The 21,419-nt window shown below is 57.9% G+C and carries 17 protein-coding genes, 1 tRNA gene and 3 pseudogenes; 10 read left to right on the top strand and 11 right to left on the bottom strand.

The window, feature by feature from the left end:
* Positions 1 to 36: 36 nt before the first annotated feature.
* Together H4W29_RS06845 and phoR are read right to left on the bottom strand one after the other, a co-directional pair.
* Positions 37 to 1,071, bottom strand: coding sequence for a substrate-binding domain-containing protein (locus tag H4W29_RS06845; protein ID WP_192728254.1), 1,035 nt, complete (start codon positions 1,069 to 1,071; stop codon positions 37 to 39).
* Between the two features lie 198 nt (positions 1,072 to 1,269).
* Complete coding sequence (gene phoR, locus H4W29_RS06850) at positions 1,270 to 2,493, bottom strand: phosphate regulon sensor histidine kinase PhoR (RefSeq protein ID WP_192730684.1); 1,224 nt, start codon at positions 2,491 to 2,493, stop codon at positions 1,270 to 1,272.
* A gap of 245 nt (positions 2,494 to 2,738) precedes the next feature.
* On the opposite strand from phoR, the gene ppk2 reads away from it, so the two are divergent.
* From ppk2 to H4W29_RS06870, 5 genes and pseudogenes are all read left to right on the top strand, one after another.
* Positions 2,739 to 3,620, top strand: a complete 882-nt coding sequence (gene ppk2, locus H4W29_RS06855; RefSeq protein WP_192728255.1) for a polyphosphate kinase 2 — start codon at positions 2,739 to 2,741, stop codon at positions 3,618 to 3,620.
* A gap of 42 nt (positions 3,621 to 3,662) precedes the next feature.
* Positions 3,663 to 4,220, top strand: a complete 558-nt coding sequence (locus H4W29_RS06860) for a hypothetical protein (protein ID WP_192728256.1) — start codon at positions 3,663 to 3,665, stop codon at positions 4,218 to 4,220.
* A 75-nt stretch (positions 4,221 to 4,295) separates the two neighbouring features.
* Positions 4,296 to 4,591: pseudogene (locus tag H4W29_RS34915) on the top strand (transposase).
* Positions 4,557 to 5,399: an IS5 family transposase gene (locus H4W29_RS06865; protein ID WP_512700533.1), complete on the top strand. Its 843-nt coding sequence runs from the start codon at positions 4,557 to 4,559 to the stop codon at positions 5,397 to 5,399. The pseudogene H4W29_RS34915 and the gene H4W29_RS06865 overlap by 35 nt, the downstream one beginning before the upstream one ends.
* Positions 5,396 to 5,722, top strand: a complete 327-nt coding sequence (locus H4W29_RS06870) for a hypothetical protein (RefSeq protein WP_192728257.1) — start codon at positions 5,396 to 5,398, stop codon at positions 5,720 to 5,722. Before H4W29_RS06865 ends, H4W29_RS06870 begins: the two co-directional genes overlap by 4 nt.
* Positions 5,723 to 5,838: 116 nt before the next feature.
* On the opposite strand, the gene H4W29_RS06875 is transcribed toward H4W29_RS06870, so the two are convergent.
* On the bottom strand, positions 5,839 to 7,068 hold the full coding sequence (locus H4W29_RS06875) for a hypothetical protein (protein ID WP_192728258.1): 1,230 nt from the start codon (positions 7,066 to 7,068) through the stop codon (positions 5,839 to 5,841).
* A 285-nt stretch (positions 7,069 to 7,353) separates the two neighbouring features.
* Here H4W29_RS06875 and H4W29_RS06880 point away from each other — a divergent pair, with 285 nt between their 5' ends.
* Together H4W29_RS06880 and H4W29_RS06885 are read left to right on the top strand one after the other, a co-directional pair.
* On the top strand, positions 7,354 to 8,313 hold the full coding sequence (locus tag H4W29_RS06880; protein ID WP_192728259.1) for an NAD(P)H-dependent flavin oxidoreductase: 960 nt from the start codon (positions 7,354 to 7,356) through the stop codon (positions 8,311 to 8,313).
* Positions 8,314 to 8,458: 145 nt separating this feature from the next.
* Positions 8,459 to 8,534, top strand: a tRNA-Thr gene (locus H4W29_RS06885).
* 194 nt (positions 8,535 to 8,728) lie between these two features.
* Here the strand turns inward: H4W29_RS06885 and H4W29_RS34295 are convergent.
* Positions 8,729 to 8,867 (bottom strand): annotated as a pseudogene (locus tag H4W29_RS34295) (IS701 family transposase); the annotation flags it as partial.
* A 306-nt stretch (positions 8,868 to 9,173) separates the two neighbouring features.
* Here H4W29_RS34295 and H4W29_RS06890 point away from each other — a divergent pair.
* Both H4W29_RS06890 and H4W29_RS06895 read left to right on the top strand, forming a co-directional pair.
* Positions 9,174 to 9,812 carry an FkbM family methyltransferase gene (locus tag H4W29_RS06890; protein WP_192728260.1) on the top strand — a complete coding sequence of 213 codons (639 nt, stop codon included), beginning with the start codon at positions 9,174 to 9,176 and terminating at the stop codon, positions 9,810 to 9,812.
* Between the two features lie 165 nt (positions 9,813 to 9,977).
* A pseudogene (locus tag H4W29_RS06895) lies at positions 9,978 to 10,388 on the top strand (transposase); the annotation flags it as partial.
* A gap of 60 nt (positions 10,389 to 10,448) precedes the next feature.
* Here H4W29_RS06895 and H4W29_RS06900 read toward each other — a convergent pair.
* The 5 genes from H4W29_RS06900 to H4W29_RS06920 all read right to left on the bottom strand — a co-directional run bounded on the left by H4W29_RS06900 (position 10,449) and on the right by H4W29_RS06920 (position 18,411).
* On the bottom strand, positions 10,449 to 11,168 hold the full coding sequence (locus H4W29_RS06900) for a hypothetical protein (RefSeq protein ID WP_192728261.1): 720 nt from the start codon (positions 11,166 to 11,168) through the stop codon (positions 10,449 to 10,451).
* A 522-nt stretch (positions 11,169 to 11,690) separates the two neighbouring features.
* Positions 11,691 to 12,863 (bottom strand): VapE domain-containing protein, encoded by a 1,173-nt coding sequence (locus H4W29_RS06905; RefSeq protein WP_192728262.1) that lies wholly within the window; start codon positions 12,861 to 12,863, stop codon positions 11,691 to 11,693.
* A 73-nt stretch (positions 12,864 to 12,936) separates the two neighbouring features.
* Positions 12,937 to 14,499: a DHA2 family efflux MFS transporter permease subunit gene (locus tag H4W29_RS06910; protein ID WP_192728263.1), complete on the bottom strand. Its 1,563-nt coding sequence runs from the start codon at positions 14,497 to 14,499 to the stop codon at positions 12,937 to 12,939.
* A gap of 20 nt (positions 14,500 to 14,519) precedes the next feature.
* Positions 14,520 to 15,686 (bottom strand): HlyD family secretion protein, encoded by a 1,167-nt coding sequence (locus tag H4W29_RS06915; protein ID WP_192728264.1) that lies wholly within the window; start codon positions 15,684 to 15,686, stop codon positions 14,520 to 14,522.
* 718 nt (positions 15,687 to 16,404) lie between these two features.
* Entirely contained in the window at positions 16,405 to 18,411 is a 2,007-nt protein-coding gene (locus H4W29_RS06920; protein ID WP_376776579.1) for a putative bifunctional diguanylate cyclase/phosphodiesterase, read from the bottom strand.
* Between the two features lie 257 nt (positions 18,412 to 18,668).
* Between H4W29_RS06920 and H4W29_RS06925 the strand changes: the two genes are divergently transcribed.
* A complete protein-coding gene (locus tag H4W29_RS06925) occupies positions 18,669 to 19,709 on the top strand; it encodes a class I SAM-dependent methyltransferase (RefSeq protein ID WP_192728265.1) in 1,041 nt (346 codons plus the stop codon).
* Between the two features lie 42 nt (positions 19,710 to 19,751).
* Here H4W29_RS06925 and H4W29_RS06930 read toward each other — a convergent pair whose 3' ends face one another.
* A complete protein-coding gene (locus H4W29_RS06930; protein WP_192728266.1) occupies positions 19,752 to 20,255 on the bottom strand; it encodes a hypothetical protein in 504 nt (167 codons plus the stop codon).
* A gap of 80 nt (positions 20,256 to 20,335) precedes the next feature.
* A complete protein-coding gene (locus H4W29_RS06935) occupies positions 20,336 to 21,178 on the bottom strand; it encodes a glycosyl transferase (protein ID WP_192728267.1) in 843 nt (280 codons plus the stop codon).
* Between the last annotated feature and the right edge of the window lie 241 nt (positions 21,179 to 21,419).

A 21,419-nucleotide genomic window follows, 5' to 3' on the forward strand; every position in this document is an offset into this window, starting at 1 on the left:
GGCGCGACACCCCCAAGTGTCGCGCCGGCAAAGTCATTACATGGTCTTGCCAGCCTCAACGTCCTTGCGGATCGCATCGCGCTCTGCATCCGGAGCGGCAACGAGGCCGTATTCAGCGAGCGGGCCGTCAGGGCCGATCATCTGGTCGGATACGAAGAAGTTGACATATTCCTTCAGGCCCGGAACGGCGCCGAGATGTGCCTTCTTGACGTAGAAGAACAGCGGGCGGGAAACCGGGTAGGTGCCGTTAGCGATGGTTTCCGTGGAAGGAACGATGCCGCTCATGGTCGCAACCTTGAGCTTGTCGGCGTTGTTTTCGTAGAAGGAGAGGCCGAATACGCCAACGCCGGTCTTGTTGGCAGCGATGCGTGCCAGCGTTTCCGGATAGTCGCCGTCGATGTCGACAGCAGCGCCGTCCTTGCGAACTGCAACGCAAGCCTTGCCCTGGGCAGCCTTGTCGGCGATTTCCTTGGCGATGACTTCCTGAGCGCCGGAAGCCTTGCAGCCTGCAGCGAGAACGTTCTGTTCGAAGACTTCGCGGGTGCCGTGCTTTTCGCCCGGGATGTAGGCGGCGATATCAACAGCCGGAAGCTTCGGGTTGACTTCAGACCACTTCTTGTACGGGTTGGCGACGAGCTTGCCGTCAACAACGACTTGGGCAGCGAGGGCCTTGTAGATATCGGCCGGAACGTAGGCGACATCCGGGTTGGACGAGTCGGTTGCGAAGACGATGCCGTCGTAGCCGATCTTGACTTCCTGAATGTCGGTTACGCCGGCAGCCTTGCAGGCTTCGGCTTCGCTCTTGTTGATCGGGCGCGAAGCATTGGCAACGTCGATCGTGTCTTCACCGACGCCCTTGCAGAATTCCTTCAGGCCAGCGCCCGTGCCGCCGGATTCGACGACCGGCGTCTTGAACTTGGTGAAGGTTTCGCCGAAGGACTCGGCAACGATCTTTGCGTACGGCAGGACGGTGGACGAACCAGCAACCTGAATCTGGTCGCGGGCAACGGCAACGCCAGCGAAAGCGGCGGTTGCAGCGAGCGCGGCAACAGTAAGTTTAAAGGTGTTCATTTGAATCTCCCGGCATTTGGGCTTGTGTGAGTGCGGCCTCGAAGAGGCCCTCGCATTGCCTTTTTTCATCGGCAGGACTCTCTTAGCGCCTTAAGCGCCCTCCTTTTATGTCAAACCGATGAAACATTTATGACAGATTAAATTATTGATTTTAAATGCTTAAATAGAACGTCGATAAATTGTGTGCGACATATTGCGTCAGAAACGCACGGTAAACTCCGTTCCCTTGCCCACCTCCGATTTAACGACCAGCCGTGCACGATGGCGCGTCAGAATATGCTTGACGATGGCAAGCCCGAGGCCCGTACCCTTTTTCGAACGGCTGTCTTCGATGCTGACGCGATAAAAGCGCTCCGTCAGGCGCGGCACATGCTCGGCCGGAATGCCCGGCCCCTTGTCGACGACGCTGACCTCCACCGGCTGGCCCGATCCGTTCTTCAGCCAGACATCGACAACTTCGCCTTCCTGGCCATATTTACAGGCGTTTTCCATCAGGTTTTCAAAGACCTGAACGAGTTCGTCGCGATCCCCCAGCACCTCGACCTTGCCCTCGGGCAGATGCAGGTTGATCGAGACGCCGACATCCCTTGCGAGCGGCAGAAGAGAATCCCTGACGTGGCCGAGAAGCGGCACGAGATCCACTTTCTCATCGGGCGCGATATGCGACTTGAGCTCAAGCCTTGATAGAGACAGGAGATCGTCGACGAGCCTGCTCATGCGGGTCGTCTGGTCGAACATGATGCCGAGGAAGCGCGCCTGTGCCTTCGGATCGTTCCTGGCCGGGCCCTGGATCGTCTCGATGAAGCCACGCAGCGAGGCGAGCGGCGTGCGCAGCTCATGGCTGGCATTGGCGACGAAATCCGAGCGCATGCGATCGATGCGGCGCACTTCGGAAATATCCCGGAAGGAGAGGATGTAGTAGCGCTCGTTGCGGCCCTCGTCGTCCTTGAATTCGACAGGCGCGCTGCGAACGATATAGACGCGCTCCGAGGGCAGCCGCTCGGAATGTTCGATCTGGTTAGGGGCGTTGGTGGCGATGGTTTCGCGCACCATGTCCAGCACGCCCGGCGAACGCAGCCGCGCCGATATATGGGAGCCGAGCGCCACTTCGCCGAAGGCCTTTTCGGCCGCGCGGTTCTGAAACAGCACCGAGGCATCTTCCGAGAGCACCATGACCGGGATATCGAGGCCGGCGAGCGTGGCGGAAACTTCCGGCAGGCGGCTCGGGAGCACTTCGGGCTCGGGTTCGACCGGCTCGGCGACATCAGGCTTGATGACCGGCGCCTCGTTGAAGAGCGAGGTGACGACCATCACGAGCAGCAGGGCGAGCACGATCCATTTGTTCATGCCGGCAGCAAGTGCCACAAGCGCGCTCAGCAGCGTCGCCAGCAAAACCGGGCGCTCGCGCCGGATGCGCGCCAACAGGCTTTTCGTCCACGGCATTTCGTCTTCCAAGCTGCCCCTCGCGGCGTCGATTCGTTTTTCTTTATATTCAAACTCTGCCTGATAGCTGCGTTTCATGACAGAAGTTTTCCGTTTCTGAAACTTGTACGAAAAGCCGCAGCTTACGGCATCGGTTTGCGCTTTGCTTACGCAGAGGATTTGATTTTCAATGATAAATATGCTCGCCTTCTGAAAAGCGAAATCAGCAAGCGCAGGAGGAGACGATGGCCGCGGGCGTCGAAAGCAGGATTGTGGAGCTGGAGATCAGGGGCAAGAAACGCGTCTTCAATATCGATGATCCCGTGCTGCCCGACTGGGTGGATGAACATGCGCTGGAATCGGCCGACTATCCCTACAAAAAGAAGCTGAAGGACGACGAATATCTCGACGAACTCAGGAAGCTGCAGGCCGAGCTCGTGAAAGTGCAGTTCTGGCTGCAGGCGACGGGCAAGCGGGTGATGGCGCTCTTCGAAGGGCGCGATGCGGCCGGCAAGGGCGGCGCGATCCAGGCATCCTCGGCTCACATGAACCCGCGCCTTGCCCGCACCGTGGCGCTCGCCAAGCCCACCGAGCGGGAACAGGGCCAATGGTATTTCCAGCGCTATATCGCACAGTTTCCGACATCGGGCGAATTCGTGCTCTTCGACCGTTCCTGGTACAATCGCGCCGGCGTGGAGCCGGTCATGGGCTTCTGCACGCCACGGCAATACGAGGACTTTCTCAATCAGGCGCCGCAGGTGGAGAAGGTCATCGCCCATGAAGGCATATTCTTCTTCAAGTTCTATCTGGATATCGGCCGGGAAATGCAGATCAAGCGCTTCCATGACCGGCGGCACGATCCGCTCGCCGTCTGGAAGCTCTCCTCGATGGATATAGCCGCACTGACCAAATGGGGCGACTACAGCGAGAAGCGCGACCGCATGCTGAAGGAAACCCACACGCAGTTTGCGCCCTGGACCGTGATCCGCGCCAATGACAAACACCGGGCGAGGCTCAACCTCATCCGCCACATGCTGAAGACCATGGATTACGACGGCAAGGACAAGGACGCGATCGGCGACCTCGACGACAAGATCATCGGCTCCGGTCCCGGCTTCCTGAAATAGACTTCCTGGGCGCAGAATGATCGTTTAAGGGAGGGTCGCTCGTTGCATACCGTTTCGATTGGAAACTGGGCACTGCTGATTGAAGACGGAAGCTTGCCGCGCATTTACGACGCTTACGTCAAACACGCCGCCTTCGTGGATCAGGTCAAACCAATTACCCCAGAAGGGCGCACGCTGTTCCTGGGCGTCTACCAAGGAGGCGGCACGCACCGGTGGCCCGAGATCGTCATCGTCAACAGATACGAGGATGCCAGAGGAACATTCCATCCCGGCTTTCTTGTCGTTCCGGAGACCTCGATCCTGTTCATCGGCGCCGGAGAACAGCTTCTAGGTTACGATATCGAGCGGCGGGAAAGGATCTTCGAGGATCACACCAATTTCGGCTTCTGGTGCTGGACGCGGCAAGAGGATTACGTCCTCATGTCTGCGGAGTTGGAGTTTGGGGTCTGGAGAAAGACCGGCGAGAAGCTCTGGTCGGTCTTCGTGGAACCCCCGTGGAGTTTCAATGTTTCCGGCGAGAATGTCGAACTGGACATCATGGGACAACTGAAAATATTCAGATTAGAAACTGGAGCACCAGTGCTGACAAATGTGAGCTAACAGGCTGTTGAAGACGTGCTGGCGCGATTGTCTGGAGCATGATTCACTGCCGCCCGCACGATTTGGGGACGGTGGATGCGCGGATTGGATGAACGGACAGGCACGCTGTTTTCCTATGTTGACCTTGAGGCGCGGGTTCGGCGCGATCATCCGCTACGGGTGATACGGGAGATCGTGAACGCGGCTCTTGCGGCGATGGATGGCGATTTTGCGGTGCTTTATCCGCCTGGGCTCGGCCGCCCCTCGATCGCGCTGGAGCGCTTGCTGCGTGCGATGCTGTTGTAGCCTTCTACGGCATTCGCTCCGAGCGTCAATTGATGGAGCGAATGGAGTTCGATCTTCTGTTCCGCTGGTTCGTGGCTCGGCGTTGACGAGCAGGCCTGGGATCACTCGAGTTTTACCAAGAACCGGGATCGGCTGTTGGAAGGTGAGATCGCAGCAAAGTTTCTGCGCACGGTACTGGCGCAGCCAAGGGTGAAGCGGCTGGTGTCGTCGGATCACTTCTCAGTAGATGGGACGCTGATCGAAGCTTGGGCTTCGATCAAGAGCTTCCGCCGCAAGGACGGCGGCGACAACGATCCGGATAGCGCAGACCGCAACGCTGAGCGCGGCTTCCACAAGGAGAAGCGCTCCAACGATACGCACGAGAGCACGAGTGACCCGCAGGCGCGACTCTATAAGAAGGGCGATGGGCAATCGGCGAAGCTGTGCTACATGGGCCATGCGCTGATGGAGAACCGCCACGGGCTGGTTGTGGATGGCGGCGTCACCCAGGCTACGGGCAAAGCCGAGCGCGAGGCTGCGCTTGCCATGTTGGAACGTCGGCCATCGCGGCGGCGCATCACGCTCGCGGCCGACAAGGCCTATGATGTAGGCCAGTTCGTAAAGGATCTGCGCCAGCGCAAAGTCACACCGCACATCACCATCGACGGCCATCTGAGCAAAAACGGCAAGCCACGCGTAACGGCCATCGATGGCCGTACGAAGCGCCATCCGGGCTATGCAGCCAGCCAGTGCTGCCGCAAGCGGATCGAAGAGGTGTTTGGCTGGATCAAGCCATCGGCCGGTACGGCCAAGGTCAAGCTGCGAGGATGCGCCCGTGTGGGCGCGGCCTTCACCCTGAACCTGGCAGCCTACAATCTGGTCCGCTTGCCCAAGCTCCTGGCGGTGCCGGCATGAGCCTCGCCGGTCGCTGGCGAATCGTCGCGATGCCCGACTATGTCGAGGACTATCCGGACATGATGGAGCCTGCTTACATCGAATTCGCGGCCAACGGCTCCGGCGAATTCGCCTTCGGCTGCGTCACCGGACAAATCTTCGGAGCCGGCGACGGCAATCACGTCGCCTTCTCCTGGCAAGGCAACGACGAAATGGACGAAGCCAAAGGCGACGGATGGGTCGAAATCCAACCAGACGGATCCGTCATCGGACAAATCTGCTTCCACAACGGCGACGAAGCAGACTTCGTCGCTCGCAAGTGGACTTCTTCAACGGCCTGCTAAAACGTGTCGCGATCTCTCAGATTCGCTTGACACGCTTTCACTCTTTGTTTTTACGCATGTCTCTTTCGCAAAACCGCTGCACACTTTTGCTGGAATTGCTCTAATAGCCGGGCCGCTTACTGACCCGGCAGGATCCGCACGGCAAAGAGATTGATGCCGCGGGCCTTGCCGTCGACATCGCTGTTGATCATCAGCCGGCCTGGAGAATTCGGCGCCAGGGAGCGGTCGAAGCGCACCTGCAGCAGCGCATCCGATTTTTCACGCGTGACGTTGAAGCGATGGCGGGCGCAGTTGCCGAGCGACTGGAAATCGCACTCGACAGTGATCTGTGTCGGCTCGTCCGTGGTGGACTGCAGGGTCAGAGCAATGGTCGAGGACTTGCCGGCGAGCTGCTGCAGGACATTGGCTGGAATGGTGATGGAGACATTGCCATCCGTATTGCCGCTCTCAGAGGTCAGGCGGACGGCCGGACCTTCGGTTTCCGTGACATTTTCCGTGCGGGCGCGCGGGCCACCCTGGATCTTGTCGGCATCCGAGGGCTTGAAGACCTCGATCCAGTCTGCCGAGAAGCTGTTTTGCGGGTCGATCGCGACCGGCTGGTCGCCATCCGCGTGGGCGCCGTTACCGGCACTCTCCTCGCCATCGAAATCTTCCGGCTGCGTGCTGGCCGGCGGATTGGCGACGCTGGTGTCGCGCTCAGCCGCCGTCATCAGCAGGCCGGAACTATAAACCCACCAGGCACCCGTGCCGATGAAGGCGAGAGCCACGCACCAGACGAGCAGGCGCGAGAAGAACTTGCGCGGCTTGCGGCGGACAGCGGCCCGTTCGGGGCGAAAATCCATGCCGCCGCGCTTCTCCGGCGTTGCGCGCATTTCGCCACGCATCTCTCCATCGGGGGCCGCCCCCAGCTGGTCGGCGCTGCTGGCGTGGACGTCATGGAGGCTCGCATCGTTCGTGCGCCGGGAGGTGGGCTCATAGCCGCGCGTTTCGCCTGTAACGGCCAGGCTGTCATCCCTGCCCTCGCGATAGACGGGCTCTTCCGCACGATAGGCGGGCTCTTCCGCGTGATGCGCTGGCTCGGGGATCTCCACGACAGGCGGGACCGGAACTTCCGGAGGCCCCTGCCGCGGGTGCAGGCGGGCGCGCTCTTCGCTCTCGATGGTGTGGATCGTGGTTTCGAGGCGGTGGCGGTGATGGGCGACCATATCGGCATCGGTAACATCCTGCTTGCGCAGGCCGGCTTCCAGCGCCTGACGCGCGGACTGATAGATGCGTGCACGAACTTCCGCGCTGTCGCGGTCGGAATTTTCCAGCGCAGTTCTGATAGCCGTTTCTAGTCCGCTCACATCAGGCCCTTCACGTTTCGTGCCGCATCAACCCCAAAAGATTGAATGCCTGTCAAAATTCGGTAGCGGCAAGTGCGGCAAACCGCAAGCCTTGCAGCCTTTCCGGAGCGCATCGGCGGGGGATAAGGGCCGCTACGGCAAACTCCGCACGCTTTCATTAGATAATATGAAAGTGGACAGGATTACGGAAAAGAGTGCGCGCTTCTTCCGTTCCCGCTCTTTTCCTCGGGCGCTGCCTCTGCTAATCAATTGACGTTTTCGTAAACGTCAAAAAGCGGTGAAAGCATGGCCCTGCCCCCGATCCTCAAGAACAATCTGAGACTGCCTGTTATCGGCTCGCCGCTTTTCATCGTCTCCCATCCGGCGCTGACGCTGGCGCAATGCAAGGCCGGCGTGATCGGCGCCTTTCCGGCCTTGAACGCGCGGCCGGAAAGCCAGCTCGACGAGTGGCTGGCCATGATCACCGAGGATCTCGCCCATTATAATGCCAGGCATCCGGAGCGGCCGGCGGCCCCCTTTGCGGTCAACCAGATCGTCCATATGTCGAACAAGCGGCTGGAGCACGATCTGATGCTCTGCGTGAAATACAAGGTGCCAATCGTCATTTCCTCGCTCGGCGCCGTGCCGGAAGTGAATGCGGCCGTGCATTCCTATGGCGGTATCGTGCTGCACGACGTCATCAACAACCGCCATGCCAATTCGGCGATCCGCAAGGGTGCGGACGGGCTGATTGCCGTTGCGGCGGGTGCGGGCGGGCATGCGGGCACGCTTTCTCCCTTCGCACTGGTGCAGGAAATCCGCTCCTGGTTCGACGGCCCGCTGCTGCTGGCAGGCGCAATTGCAACCGGCGGCGCCATTCTGGCCGCTGAGGCAATGGGCGCCGACATGGCCTATATCGGCACCCCCTTCATCGCGACCGAGGAGGCACGCGCCTCCGATGCCTACAAGCAGGCGATCGTCGAAGGTGCCGCCGCCGATGTCGTCTATTCGAACTATTTCACCGGCGTGCACGGCAACTACCTGAGGCCCTCCATTCGTGCCGCCGGCCTCGACCCCGACAACCTGCCTGACGCAGACCCCTCGAAGATGGATTTCGAACAGGCGACGGGCGGCGCAAAGGCCTGGAAGGACATCTGGGGCAGCGGCCAGGGCATTGGCGCGATCAAGGCGGTGGAACCGGTTGCGAAGCTGGTCGACCGGCTGGAAGCGGAATATCAGGCCGCCCGCACCCGGCTGGCGCTGTGACGTGCCAAGCCTTTCCACTGAATGGGGGCCTTTCCACAGGCTTCAGCTTTTTTGCCACGGGGCATAAGAGGGTGCTTGAAATCTTCAGACAATGCCTGTATCAGCCCCATGCAAATCGCGGGCCGAACGCTTCGCCCGCCGGATTGCCGCTTTAGCTCAGTCGGTAGAGCACATCATTCGTAATGATGGGGTCACGTGTTCGAGTCACGTAAGCGGCACCATTTTTCTTTAAAATCAAAGACTTGAACACTGGTTTCCACAGGTGGGACATTCCGGCGAGACATTTCTTTGTACAGCCCGCCCCACATTCTCAAGTCCCGGCACGGTGTATTCTATTTCCGCTGGCCATTGCCCCAAGCAGCTACACCCCCATCAAAAAGCCGCGACGATCAAGCTTCCCTGCAGACGCGAGACCCATCGGCTCGATGCTTTTGCGGTCTTCCGAACCGATCAGGCCGGCGATGTAAAGCGGGCACATGGCGCAGCGCTTTCCGCCCAAACCGATCGATAAACGGCTGTAAAAACAGCGAAAGCTCTGTGTTTATATCTGTCATCGGCACCTGCGATCAAAGGTGCAGACACAATCTCAACAACGTTGCCTCAATCTGCCAATGTAGTGCTAGACACACCTGTACCGCCCAAGAACTATTGACAGAATCATCGAGATTCATACCTTGGCTCGACAAATTGGCTCAAGCTTGCCGATGATCCAGCGTTATTACAGCAAATCAACAGCAACTATGGCCGCCAAGTTCTGGACTAATCTAAATTCGGTGAACTGATGAAAAATAGTGGATGATACGGCACTACCTTCTCACCAACAATAAGAAACGCAACTAAAATATGCGAGTTTAACGAAGATGTATTACGGCCTAAACGGTTTGGATGCGAAGATTGAAAAGTATATCCCATATAATGATGGATTTTATGTGGAGTTAGGTGCGAATGATGGGGTCGATCAGTCCAACACTTTATATTTCGAGCGCCATAAAAACTGGAGGGGTGTATTAGTTGAACCAACACCTCATAACTATCTAAAGTGCCTTGCTAATCGAGCAACAAGTAATCATATTTTTTGCAATGCGTGCGTTTCATTTGACTACAAAGATCGCTTTGTCGAGATGGCATTTGCAAACCTTATGTCTGCTCCAATTGGACTTGAGTCTGATATACCGGACCCAATGGCTCACGCTGAGATAGGGAAACAATTTTTAGCAAGCACTGATAGGATTTTCACATTCGGTGCAGTCGCTAAACCTTTGAACGAGCTTTTAATCACGTCTAACGCACCTAAACAAATTGATTTCTTGTCTTTAGATGTAGAGGGCGCAGAAATAGAGGTTCTTAAAGGAATAGATCATGAGGTTTTTAGGTTCAAATATATGTGTATTGAGTGTAGGAATATTGCAAAGCTGACGATTTACCTGAATTCAATGGGATACGGGTTACAGGAACAGCTAAGTCCGCACGATTTTATGTTTGTGAATAAAGCTTCTTAATGGTTAAAGGTTCAGCTGAAGGGACGGCTTTATCCGAAACTTAGAATCTCTTCCGCTCCTGTCTTAGTCCGCTTGGGACTGGTGGAACCATAGTACTACTTTGGCAGATGAATCCTCGGTTAACGATGATCGACCATCTTTGGTATTCCAACAGGGGCACGAAGGATGGCAGAGCAGGATGTTGCACTGACGGAATGGCGAAGCCGTTCGTTGAGAAGCTTGACCACAAGAAGCGTCGGCAGATGTGCCCAATCTATGTTTCTGGCCTGATCAGGCAGAGAGACCGCAAGAGTATCAAACCGAGGGCGCAACGGCTTGCGCCTGATCGCTACGACGCCTACATCATTTCATCTCGGATGGCATTTGGGACGCCTGCCCTCTTGAGGCGGAATTGGCCGTGTAGCTGACAGAATAGTCGGGGCCCCAGATGCATTTCTGGTGATCGACGATACGGGCCTTCCAAAGAAGGGCGACCACTCGGTAGAGGTCGCGCCGTAATATGCGTCGATGCTGGGCAAGCGCGCCAATTGCCAGGCGCTGGTGTCACTGACGCTGGCCCGCGACGAGGTTCCCCTGAACGAAATCGGCCCAGATCGACATTCGATCTGGGCCTTTTCATAGATATCAGGATTATAATCAGCCTCGAAAGCCAAACGCATTCATCCACTCGTCGACCCAAGCCCCAAAGTCCTTCGTGGCCTTGCCAAAATTGCTGTTGTTCAGAGCTGCGGATGCCGCCTTCAAGGCGTCGGTATTGGTTCCATCCGAGCTGTTGATGACTTCCGCCGCCTCGGTCAGCGAGGATTGGGCCGCCTTCAATGCTGCCGTAAGGGTCTTGCTGGTGCTGTTTCCATTCTTGTCTTCGATGTTCGAGATGATCCCGCCACCGCTTCCAAGCTTGAAGCCGATCACGAATTCGCCGTCGCCGAACTTGGATCTGTTGTCCCGGATCAGGCGCTGAATGGCGTTGGCGATCGCATTGTCATCGCTGATATTGGGATGCTGCGCCTTTTCGGCTTTCACAAGCGAGGCAAATTTGTCCCCATCGTCATTGATCAGCTTCTTGATGACGTCGGTAACACTGGCATCGCTGGTTTTGAAGTTGTCCGAATCCAGGAAATCGAGTGCGCTCGAGACGATCCCGTCGTTGCTCTCTTTGACGTCGAGCAGCGCGCTGTTGATTGTCGATGAGGCCTGCGTCTTTACGGCGCTTGTTTGACTGGAAACGCCGTTAGCGATGGCTGCGATTGTATCGGCAGCCGATTTCCCGGCTTGCTGTTTGGTGGGAAGCAAGGATGCGTTCGTCTGCTGCAGGATGAGCAGTGCCGCATTGTTCGCTGAAGAGATCGCGGTCATTTTCGTTCCTCTGGTACCGGAACTCCCTCCATCGGAATTCGCGGCACGGAAGAGCTTGGGGCATCATGCCTGAGCAACCTAAATACGAGACATTAATTGTCACAACTCTAAATTTTGCGCGTTAACAAATCGCTTATTCCGCGTGCTAAATGCTGAATGCGACGTTTGCGAGCACAGGATAAAGTTGACGCAGCCATCGATCCGCGGAGGAGGTGGAGGAGGTTAGAACGCATTTTCCAAGAGTGGCCGGAAGCACCCTGTATTTCGCCCTGTACAAGCCGGCAAAACCGCTTCCGGCACCTTTCAGCAAACAACCTCCTCCACCTCCTCCAGCAGGTGATAACAATTTATAATCAACAACTTGATCCGGATGAGGTCACCTCCGCCATACGCCCTCCACCTCCATGAACCTCCTCCAAAATCTGCGTTCACTGGAGGAGGTTCCAGGCCTGGAGGAGGTTCGCCATCCCTAGGGAAACAAGAAACCCGGCTCGATGGCCGGGTTGTCAGGGTCGGTGCGCGTCAGAAAGTCGAGCCGTAACCATATGCCGGCTCATGCCTGTCAGGGCTCCATTCCCGGGCCCCCTCCGGATCGCCGCGAACATAGGCCGTCTTTTTCTCGCCGTCGCGAAAGCGAAGGCCGTTGTCCCTCTTCTCGAACCCCAGGCCGACCATCGCCGCACGCATATGGGCGTGATGAACCTTCGTCAGCTTATTGATGGTTTCCGGACCATCGAAGCCGACCATCTTCCAGACATCCGTCGCCTTGATCTTCAGCGGACCCTCCGGAATGCGCTCGCGAAGGATCTCCAGCCACGGCCCGAAATCCGACGATTCATGGGCAACACCAGCCGCTGCATTCCGCAATGCCTGATTATCCAGACACAGGTTCTCACCCGCCTCCCTCTCCGCAGCCTCCGCCCATAACGGGTCTCGCGCCGCCGCAATGCCCGAGGGATCGGCAGCCGTTGCCCGGACGATCCAGAAGCGGCGGTTGCCGGTGGTGTCGGTCAGGTAGCGGCTTTCGTTGGTGGTGCCGAAGAGGATGAATTGCCGTTGGCGTTTGGTTGTAAAGCGGCCATAGGAGAGCCTGGCGCTATCTATCATCGTGGGGATGAAGGATTTGACGCGGTTGGTGTCGCGGCGGCTCAGGCCGTCGAGTTCGGGCATTTCCAGAATCCAGTGGCCGGCGGTTTTTTCGATGGTCACTTTGGCATCGGCGCCGATTTCGAGCTGGTCGGTGAACCAGTCGCTGTCATGGCAGAGCGCCAGGATGGCCGAGGATTTGCCGATGCCCTGGGGACCCTCGACGACGAGCATGTGATCGAATTTGCAGCCCGGATGCCTGACGCGGCGAACAGCAGCGCAAAGGATCTTGCGGCCGAAGGCGCGGTTGAGCGGCGTGTCCTCGGCGCCGAAATAATCGACGAGCCAGGTGTCGATGCGCGGCTTTCGATCCCATTGAAGACGGGCGAGATAGTCGTGCACCGGATGATAGGCTCGCCGCTCGCCGATCAGCACCAGGGCATCGACGATGTTGTCCTTGGACGGCTCCCTGCCCTGGGCCGCGCGGGCGAGCTCGAAGCGAATTTCCGCCAGCCGCGCGTCGCCCATGGGAACGATGCCGCTGTCACGATGGATCTCCAGCTCGCCCGAAAGCAGGTTGAGCTTGATGAACCATTGGCGATCGACCAACCATTGTTCGAGTTCGATATCGAAGCGCGCGATGCAGGCGTGATCGCTGGCGTCGGCTCATCTCCGAACTTACCTAAGTCGGCGAAGGCCCTCGTGTCAAAAGGACCACGACGACTGCGAGCGACAGCAGCACTCCGAGTATATAGAATGTGTCGGAAAATGCCATGACGAAGGATTGTTGCTGGACGAGCGTGCCTAGCAAGATCTCGGCCTCATGATGCGCATGACCGATATCACCGGCGCCATGCGCCAAAAAATACTGCTGCATGTCCGTCAGAAACTGCCCGACGTTGTTTCCATAGGGCGTGACCGACTGGCCGATGATATTGGAATGGAATTGTTCACGTTTGGTGATGATCGTTGCCAGTGTGGCCGTTCCCACTGCGCCACCGAGGCTTCGCATCATGTTGAACAGCCCGGATGCCGCTCCTGATTGCTCTCTGGGGATTCCAATAGTTGCGATACCGATCAACGGTGCGATCACCACGGCCTGACCAATTGCACGCACGATGTTGGTAATCATGAACTGGGGACCACCGTCGTCGAAGCTCAGATGCGTGTTCAGAAAGCAGCTCGCTGCGAAGATAGCCAGGCCGACGGACACGATGGCACGCCGATCGAAGTGCTTTTGCAGCAAAGGCACGAAGGGGATGATCAGAAGCTGCGGCAGGCCGGCCCAGGCCAGCACCAAGCCCGTTTGCTCGGCATTGTAGCCTTGAACTCCGTTTAGGTACGCAGGCAGCACGTACACCGAGCCGTAGAGGGCGAAGCCGACAATGATATTGGCGAGCGTACCCAATCCAAAATTTCGGTGCGCAAGCAGACGTAGTTGGACAGCAGGTTTCTCGACGACCAACTCGATGATGATGAAAATCGTCAGTGCAATGGCTGCCAGGATGGCCAAGTACACTATGTAGGGTGACCCGAACCAGTCGTCCTTGTTGCCTTCATCGAGCACTGTTTGCAGCGATGCCAAGCCAACCGCCATGAATGCGATGCCGAGCCAGTCGCCGTCACGCAGCAATGCGAGGTTCATCTTGGTTCGTTCCAGCGTCGGATAGAGCAAGCCAAACATCAACGCCCCGGGGACAAGGTTGATGAAGAAGATATACTGCCATCCGTAGTTTTCGGTCAGGTAGCCGCCGATGGTCGGTCCGATTGCTGGTCCGAAGGTCGCAGTCAGCGCGAAAGCCGCTAACCCCGTCGGCTGCTGGCGCCGCGGGATCGTCGTCAACACGCGAGTGAAGGCCATCGGAATCATCACCCCGCCCGTGAGGCCCTGCAATCCACGGAACATGATCATTTCCGATAGGTTCGTGGCAAAGGCGCAGCAGACGGAAAACAACAGGAACAGGCCGAGATTGCCCAGCAAGGCGCGGCGGAAGGTGAAGACGCGGCTCAGATAGTCCGTCAGCGGGATCATGATGATTTCGCCGATCAGATAGGCGGTCGAGATCCAGGTGCCGTTGTCGGAACCGGTACCGATTCCGCCTTCGATCTGTGGAAGCGAGGAATTGGTGATCTGAATGTCGAGGACGGCAATCAGCGCCCCCACCATACAGCCGCCAACCGCGATCCAAGTGCGCATGCTGGCGCCCGCCTCGCGCTCAACTCCAGATGTCTCCATGCCCGCCATCGCCGTAGACCTCCCAAGAATTACTTGCCTGCGTTCCCAGGAGGGTTGCTATCAACGGCCGGTCCAACCTTGATTGTGGTCGTTACCGACATCCCCGGAAGCAGGCGGCCGGCAAGTGGATCCGACTTGTCGATGGTGATCTTGACGGGAACACGCTGGACGATCTTGGTAAAGTTGCCGGTCGCATTGTCGGGCGGCAGCAAGGCGAACTCCTGACCGCTTGCCGGCGCTAGGCTGTTTACGATGCCGCGCACGGTGATACCTGAAAATGTATCCACGTCGATCCTGACCGGTTCGCCTGGCTTGACGTTGGCGAGCTGGGTCTCCTTGTAATTGGCGACGACATAGGCCGCCTGGAGCGGAACCACGGCCAGCAACTGTTGACCAGGCTGGGCGTAGAGGCCAACCCGGACTGCCCGCGCGCCGACAACTCCGTCGACGGGTGCTCGTAGCACCGTATATCCCAGATTGAGTTCGGCCTGAGCCAGCGCGGCACGATTGTGACCAAGAGTTGCTTGTGCTTCGGACTGTTGAGCATCGAGCGTGGCGATCTGCTTCTGCGCGGCGACCAGTGCAGCCTTGTCCTTGACTACGACGGCCTTCGCCGAATCGGCCTGCGACGCCGCCTGTTGGGCCTCTTCCACTGTTGCCGAACCCGTTTTTGACAGGGTCATAAAGCGCTGGTTGTTCTGTTCAGCGAACACCTCGGATGCCTGGTCGGTATTGATCGTCGCTTGCGCTTCATCGATCAGGGCCTTTTGTTCGCTAAGTTGGGCGGCAATACTGCCGATGGCCGCTTCGGCCTCGGCGACATCCGCCTTGGCCTGATCGACCGCCGCCTGAAAGTCGCGCGGATCAATCGTAGCGAGAACGTCACCGGCTTTGACCGGCTGATTGTCATTGACAAGAAGCGTCTGGATATAGCCCGCCACCTGTGGCGCTATCGCGACCACATCGGCCTGCACATATGCATCGTCCGTCGATTGTTCGAATTGCCACACTGTCCAGTATTTCCAGCCGCCATAGGCCGCTGCACCAAGCGCCACCATCCCTATCGTACCCAGCACCAGCATTCGCCATTTCGGCTTTCGCGTCGGCGGAACAGGTGTCCCTGTCTCCGCTTGATCGCTCTCATCTGAAGTTTTCAGGTTTGTGTTCGCAGGATGATTGGTGACATTCATGGTCATGGGGGCTCCTGCCCCTGAATCGCCAACTGGCGGTTTGGGCTGCACCGGGATTTAGCGATTCCAGCAAAGTTAGGTTCAGCCAACCGGCCGACCCGACCGGGGAAGGCAGTGATGCGATGGATGAAAATTATCCCGTTAGTGTGTGTTCCATAACCATACGTTGGTGTAGGATATGCCGTGCTTTCTGGTCACGTCTTTGAGTTCGGGCTTGCGACGTAGACCCACCGCAGCAGGTCATTGATCTGGCCGTTTGGATGCCCGTTGACCGTAAGCGGTGGGCCGATCCCACCTTGACCGAGATCATCGGTAGATTTGCTACTCGCCGAATGAGCTGCGCTCTGGTATCGCGGCACAGGCTGACATTTCGAATTTCGCGAAAACCCCTGACGGCGATAATCCTACCGGCGGCGCAGCCGTTCGAGGCGGTGAGACGCGCCCGTCCCGACGCCCGTATCGGACCGGGAAACTTGCCATCCCTGACTCGTGCTCGACAGTGTGCGGGTGATTGCGCTGCCAGTCATGGTCGTTCCGCTGAGACCGATCAGAGGCAGAATGCGCGACGACGGCTGTTCATAACAAATGCGATGCAGTTCGACGCGATACAGCCGACGCAGGGCGACGTTCACTCTATCGGCGGCTCGCCGCACGGAAGGCAAGGTGGGCCGGGCCGGCCCGGCACGGCAGCCGTCGTCCGTGGAGGCCCTGAAGCGGGCTGAACCTATGACCCATTCCGGAACAGGCGTTTTGAGTCAAGGTTCCTGATCATGCTGAACTGCAGCACGTTATCAGCTTCGAGCTGGGCTGCCGGCGCGGGCCTTCCTATGAAATAGCCTTGAATCTGGTTGATCCCGTACTGCTGCATCAGCCGCTGATGTTCGATGGTCTCGACGCCTTCAATGAGGATCTGCACGCCGCGATTACGCAGCAGGCTGATGATGTCGAGCAACATCCTCTTGCCTCTTTCCGTATTGCAGTCATGGAGGAAGGATCGATCGATCTTGACGGTGTCGAACTCTATGAGACGGAGCCACGAGAGACCTGCGAAGCCTGTGCCAAAATCGTCAAGCCAGACCTGAGCACCGAGCTTTCTCAGGTCGCTGATGCAACGAACGACGTCCTGGTCGATTTCCAACTCCACGCCCTCGGTAATCTCGAAAGCAAGCCGGGCGCCCGTCACGCCGAATTCTGCCAGCGTTGCCGCCACATAGGTGGCGAAACCCGGCGTCTTGAGTTCGATCGGGGAAACGTTGACGCTCGCGACCTGCACGAGGTCGGCCGCCAGCAAGTCCCGGCAAACAGTGCGGATTGCCCACCGGCCGAGTTCGACGATTGAACCCGTTCTTTCGGCGACCGGGATGAATTTGACAGGCGGTACGGACGTTCCATCCAACATGCTCAAACGCATCAAGGCTTCGACAGCGTCCGTCTTGCCCGTCTGGACGTTGCGGATCGGCTGGTACACGAGAGAGACAAGGCCGTGATCGAGCGCGATCTTCAGGGTCGCAGCTATATCCTCGCTGTCATCGCTGCTCTCGGGATCTTCGGGATCGAAGACAACCAGGGTGTTGCGGCCCGCAGCCTTGGCGGCGTAAAGCGCGCGATCCGCTTCGTGAATGACCTTCTCGACCTGCTTGCTCTCGTCCCGCGTATAGGACACGCCGACACTCACCGTGATGACAGTGGTCCCGTCCCGCCTGTGTTCGTGTGGCCAGGCCAAGGACATAACGGCGGCACACATTGCTTCTGCAAGCTCGACCGCTCGTTCTGAATTCGGCATCGGTGTGATGACGATGAATTCCTCACCGCCGTATCGCCCGATGATCGAGTCCCAGGACTCGGCCACACTTCGAAGAAGCTCGGAGACAGCGATGAGACAGCGGTCACCTTCCTGATGGCCGTAGCAGTCGTTATAGCGTTTGAAATAATCCACATCGATAAGCAGGACGGCAAAGGGCACCCTGTCGTCCTGCCAGCGTTGCCAATGATCACGCAGACGTTGATCCACTGCCCGGCGATTTTCGAGGCCGGTCAACGAGTCCGTGTTCGAGAGGTGCAAAAGAGCCCTGCCTCTTTCGTCGGCGGCAGCTTGCTGCAAACTCGCTTCAAATGCATTGAGGAAGACTTTGTAGCGCTCCCTGTTGAGCTGAAGATTCACGTAAGACGTGAAAACAAAGCAGGAAATACAGAACGCGCCGAGGATGAGCTTGTGGAGAAGCAACATGGGCGCAAACAGATAGAGGGCGCCAGTGAAGATGAGCACGTTCGTTGCGGAGGCCGCAAGAGCAACCGGAAACCGGAAACTGAAGAACAAGTTGACGCTCATCATGAAGATCGCGCCAAACACCATATAATATGAGAACGCATCCCCGGCCGCGGTCATCTGGGCGGTGAGAAGCCAGACAAGATAGGCTGCGAGCACCGACACCGCCGCGGCCATGTCGACCGTATCGGCTTTTGCTTTGCGGTAGAGCAGGAATTCCAGCACGCATAACGCACTGACGCCAACCGCCAGCCGGCCGGCGACCGTGTACCGGACGACATCGCCGATAAAAAGATAGTCCGTGAAGGAATATGCGAGGTAAACAGCGACCGCTGTCCAGAGGCCTTTACGCGTCGCGCTCTTTCGGCCGCTCTCGCTCTTCTCCTCATAAAGGCAACGCAACCGCTCTGGCGACAGCGTCGGCCACACGGTAGCAGCTGCGGTCTCGGCTAACACGTGCATCATGCCCCTGCCACCCAACATCTTGCAGCAGTTGCCCTCCGCAGACTGCCGACTGAAGCTGGATAGCTGTACCCAGACTCCACATCAACCGATAACGCTCGAATGGCCCCAAAGCGGGCGGTCTATCTCTCGGGTTCCCTAATATTTTCTAAAGCTAACACGTGCATTGCCTCCGAGGCCCAACCTTAACGCTTGACTTGCGTGAAAATGATGAGGATTTTACGCAATGTTTTAAGCTCTTATTCACCAGTGAGGTTTCAGTGGCTCAGCCGCTCTTTTCTCTTGATGGCCAAAGCCTGATCACGCCGGAGTCCTTCAGCAATAAGCTTCCCTCACCGAACCGAGATGACGAAACAGACCTCCTGCGAACCGCGGAGGCTGAGTTTGCGATCGTCATCAACATCGCAATACAACGGTTCTCCGCGGGCAAGAACCTGCCTGATGCAGTCAGGTGGCTGATCGGCCAGCTTCATGAAGTCCGTCATAAATTCGGCGCTGCCGTGTGGCAGAAGCTCATCCCGATCATTCAGGACCATCCCTCGGCAAAGATCCTCCAGCAGTGCCCGTTCACTCGTTGGTCCTTTGACAAACCTCGCGGCTATTCCGGTGATGCCAGTCTTATCGACTTCATTTACGGGCATCCGGCAGTGGCCGAAGAAGTGGCCAGATCCACCCGTCTCGGCCTGGATATCTTCGACTACACGATAAACGCTCCCGGCCCGGTTGCAGTAAGAGAACGTCGCGACATCCTGACCCGCTACGTCGACGAGACCGCTGCGCGAACGGGTTCGGATACCGAAGTCCTGGCCATCGCTGCCGGTCACCTGCGCGAAGCGGAGGCATCAAAGGCACTTGCGGAAGGCCGCCTTAAACGCTGGGTAGCTCTTGATCAGGATCCGGAAAGTATCGGCTCGATCTCGAGCCAATTCCATGGAACTTCCGTCGAGCCTGTCAATGGATCCGTGCGCGGCTTGCTCGCACGAAAACATCGGATCGGCACGTTCGATCTGATCTACGCAGCCGGACTGTACGATTATCTCACCGACAAAGTGGCAATCCGGCTCACGCAGATTTGCATGGACATGCTGAAGCCGGGCGGCGTCTTTCTATTTGCCAACTTTTCCGACGAGATGGCCGATGACGGGTACATGGAATCCTACATGAACTGGGAGCTCCTCCAGCGTTCCGAAGCCGACATGTGGCGTATTTCCCATCGTAGTGCGACGGAAGACACCGAAAAGACGGTCTGGTTCGGTGCCAACCGCAACATCATTTACGCCGCCATCAGGAAGCGGTCGTAAGTCCCGACGGGCCGGGGGGCATCACAAAATCCGAGACACGGGTTACTGCCGCTGCAGATCGATGCGGCTCGTCACCACCGATCGGCCCGAGGCAAGGTCGCGATCGACGGTCTGCAGGCGAAGCCCGTTCTGGCCCACCTTTTCGATCATCATGATTGCGCTTCGGTCGCCATTGGTGACGCGAGCCCAGGTGACATTGAAGTTGAGGGCATCGCCTTTCCTGCTGCCGACAAGCCTGGAAGGCTGGCCCGAGGGCCCCGTGTAGTTGCCGGTGTAGCGCTGACCGGCCGCCTTCACATTTGCCGAGAAGCTTCTTGTGAGGATGGCGAGAGCGCGACAGGTGCCGTTCATGGAAATTGCAGAAGCACTCGCGTTGGATTTCAGATTGCACGACACATTGACCTTCTTGCCGCCAATCTTGGTCAGGACCATTCCGCCTCCATCCCAGTCGCCTGCAAGCGAGTTCAGAAAGTCCGCGTCGGACGCATTCGCGTTGGCGGTCAAAGATGAATACGAGAGCAATGTTGCGATCAGAAGAGGACGCATGAGAGCACCCAAGATTTTTCCCCTGGGCTGACAACATTCGGCGCGGGAAATTGTTCCGCTCTGCTCCGGAACTAACGTTCCTACTCATGCCAATGGTCGGCAACCCAGGGTGTCGGCAATATGTAGTGGCGCAGGTAGCGGAAGGGTTGCTTGCCGTCGCGTTTGCTGACGTCGAAGACGCCCTTGATATGAGCGAGCCTCGTTTCGGCCCGACCTCTCGGGCCAAATTTGCCCTCGATGGCATTCTGCGGGTGGAAGCCGCGCGGGAAGAGGACGACGCGGGCGCTGGATGGCAGGTGCGGTGCGAGAAAATAGTTCAGCGGAAAGGCCCAGTGGCAGTCCTGCCGGAAATGCAGAACCCAGTTGCGCGGGAAGAATTTCACGCCGCCGGGCGCATTGCGGGTGACGAAGCGCTGTTCATACTGATATTCATCGGCCACTTTCTGCGGGTTGGCCCTGAACTTTTCCTGCAGTGGCAGGAGCTTGCCGACCGGAAAGCGAAAGAGCGAGCTCTGGCCGAGCCTTTCGAAAGGCGTTGTCTGGTTGCGGGCCATGATGACATCGTCAGGCCCTCCAACTCCAAAAAAGTCATCAAGAGAAGCGACGATGACTTGGTCGAGGTCCAGATAGAGGACCGGCCCGCTCAGGCTTCCGAGCTTCGGCCCCCAAAGCCTCGCCTTCGGCCAGATGCCCCTCGTATTGACGGGCATTTCGACATCCAGAGGCGGCAGGTCCTCGCACAGGATGCCGGGATGGAGATTGTCCCGGCAGTCGGTGAAACATGTGAAGGTGAAGGGCGGCGTGATGTTGCGCGCCACCGCCGCATATAGCCGGTTGATAAAGGTCGGCCCGTATCGTGTCCCCCAATTGATGCAAATTACCTGTTTAACGCCGCCGCTCGCAGCCAAAACATGCGTCATCATAGCTCGCCAATTTCCGTACCCGGAACCGAAATCCTTCGCAGCCGCGATGGAGCGGTTCACAGGCCTGCATCAGGTTTTCAATTGGGAATAACCTGCCGGAAATGCAATCCTGACATCCGAGAGCCCAGGCCCGCCAGAGCTCTTTTTCCGGCGGATACCCACCGAAACTTCCTTCGCGAAATGCCTTGTATTTGAAATCTGCCGGGGTCGGAAGCGGTTTAAAGCGTCGACAAAAAAGAAA

This window comes from Rhizobium viscosum (assembly GCF_014873945.1).
Classification (GTDB): domain Bacteria; phylum Pseudomonadota; class Alphaproteobacteria; order Rhizobiales; family Rhizobiaceae; genus Rhizobium; species Rhizobium viscosum.

Bases quoted from the DNA above. Each gene is read 5' to 3' on its own strand.
- H4W29_RS06845 (WP_192728254.1), bottom strand. From the start codon at position 1,071: ATGAACACCTTTAAACTTACTGTTGCCGCGCTCGCTGCAACCGCCGCT.
- ppk2 (WP_192728255.1), top strand. From the start codon at position 2,739: ATGGCCGCGGGCGTCGAAAGCAGGATTGTGGAGCTGGAGATCAGGGGC.
- H4W29_RS06870 (WP_192728257.1), top strand. From the start codon at position 5,396: ATGAGCCTCGCCGGTCGCTGGCGAATCGTCGCGATGCCCGACTATGTC.
- H4W29_RS06880 (WP_192728259.1), top strand. From the start codon at position 7,354: ATGGCCCTGCCCCCGATCCTCAAGAACAATCTGAGACTGCCTGTTATC.
- H4W29_RS06890 (WP_192728260.1), top strand. From the start codon at position 9,174: ATGTATTACGGCCTAAACGGTTTGGATGCGAAGATTGAAAAGTATATC.
- H4W29_RS06900 (WP_192728261.1), bottom strand. From the start codon at position 11,168: ATGACCGCGATCTCTTCAGCGAACAATGCGGCACTGCTCATCCTGCAG.
- H4W29_RS06910 (WP_192728263.1), bottom strand. From the start codon at position 14,499: ATGGCGGGCATGGAGACATCTGGAGTTGAGCGCGAGGCGGGCGCCAGC.
- H4W29_RS06915 (WP_192728264.1), bottom strand. From the start codon at position 15,686: ATGACCATGAATGTCACCAATCATCCTGCGAACACAAACCTGAAAACT.
- H4W29_RS06920 (WP_376776579.1), bottom strand. From the start codon at position 18,411: ATGATGCACGTGTTAGCCGAGACCGCAGCTGCTACCGTGTGGCCGACG.
- H4W29_RS06930 (WP_192728266.1), bottom strand. From the start codon at position 20,255: ATGCGTCCTCTTCTGATCGCAACATTGCTCTCGTATTCATCTTTGACC.
- H4W29_RS06935 (WP_192728267.1), bottom strand. From the start codon at position 21,178: ATGATGACGCATGTTTTGGCTGCGAGCGGCGGCGTTAAACAGGTAATT.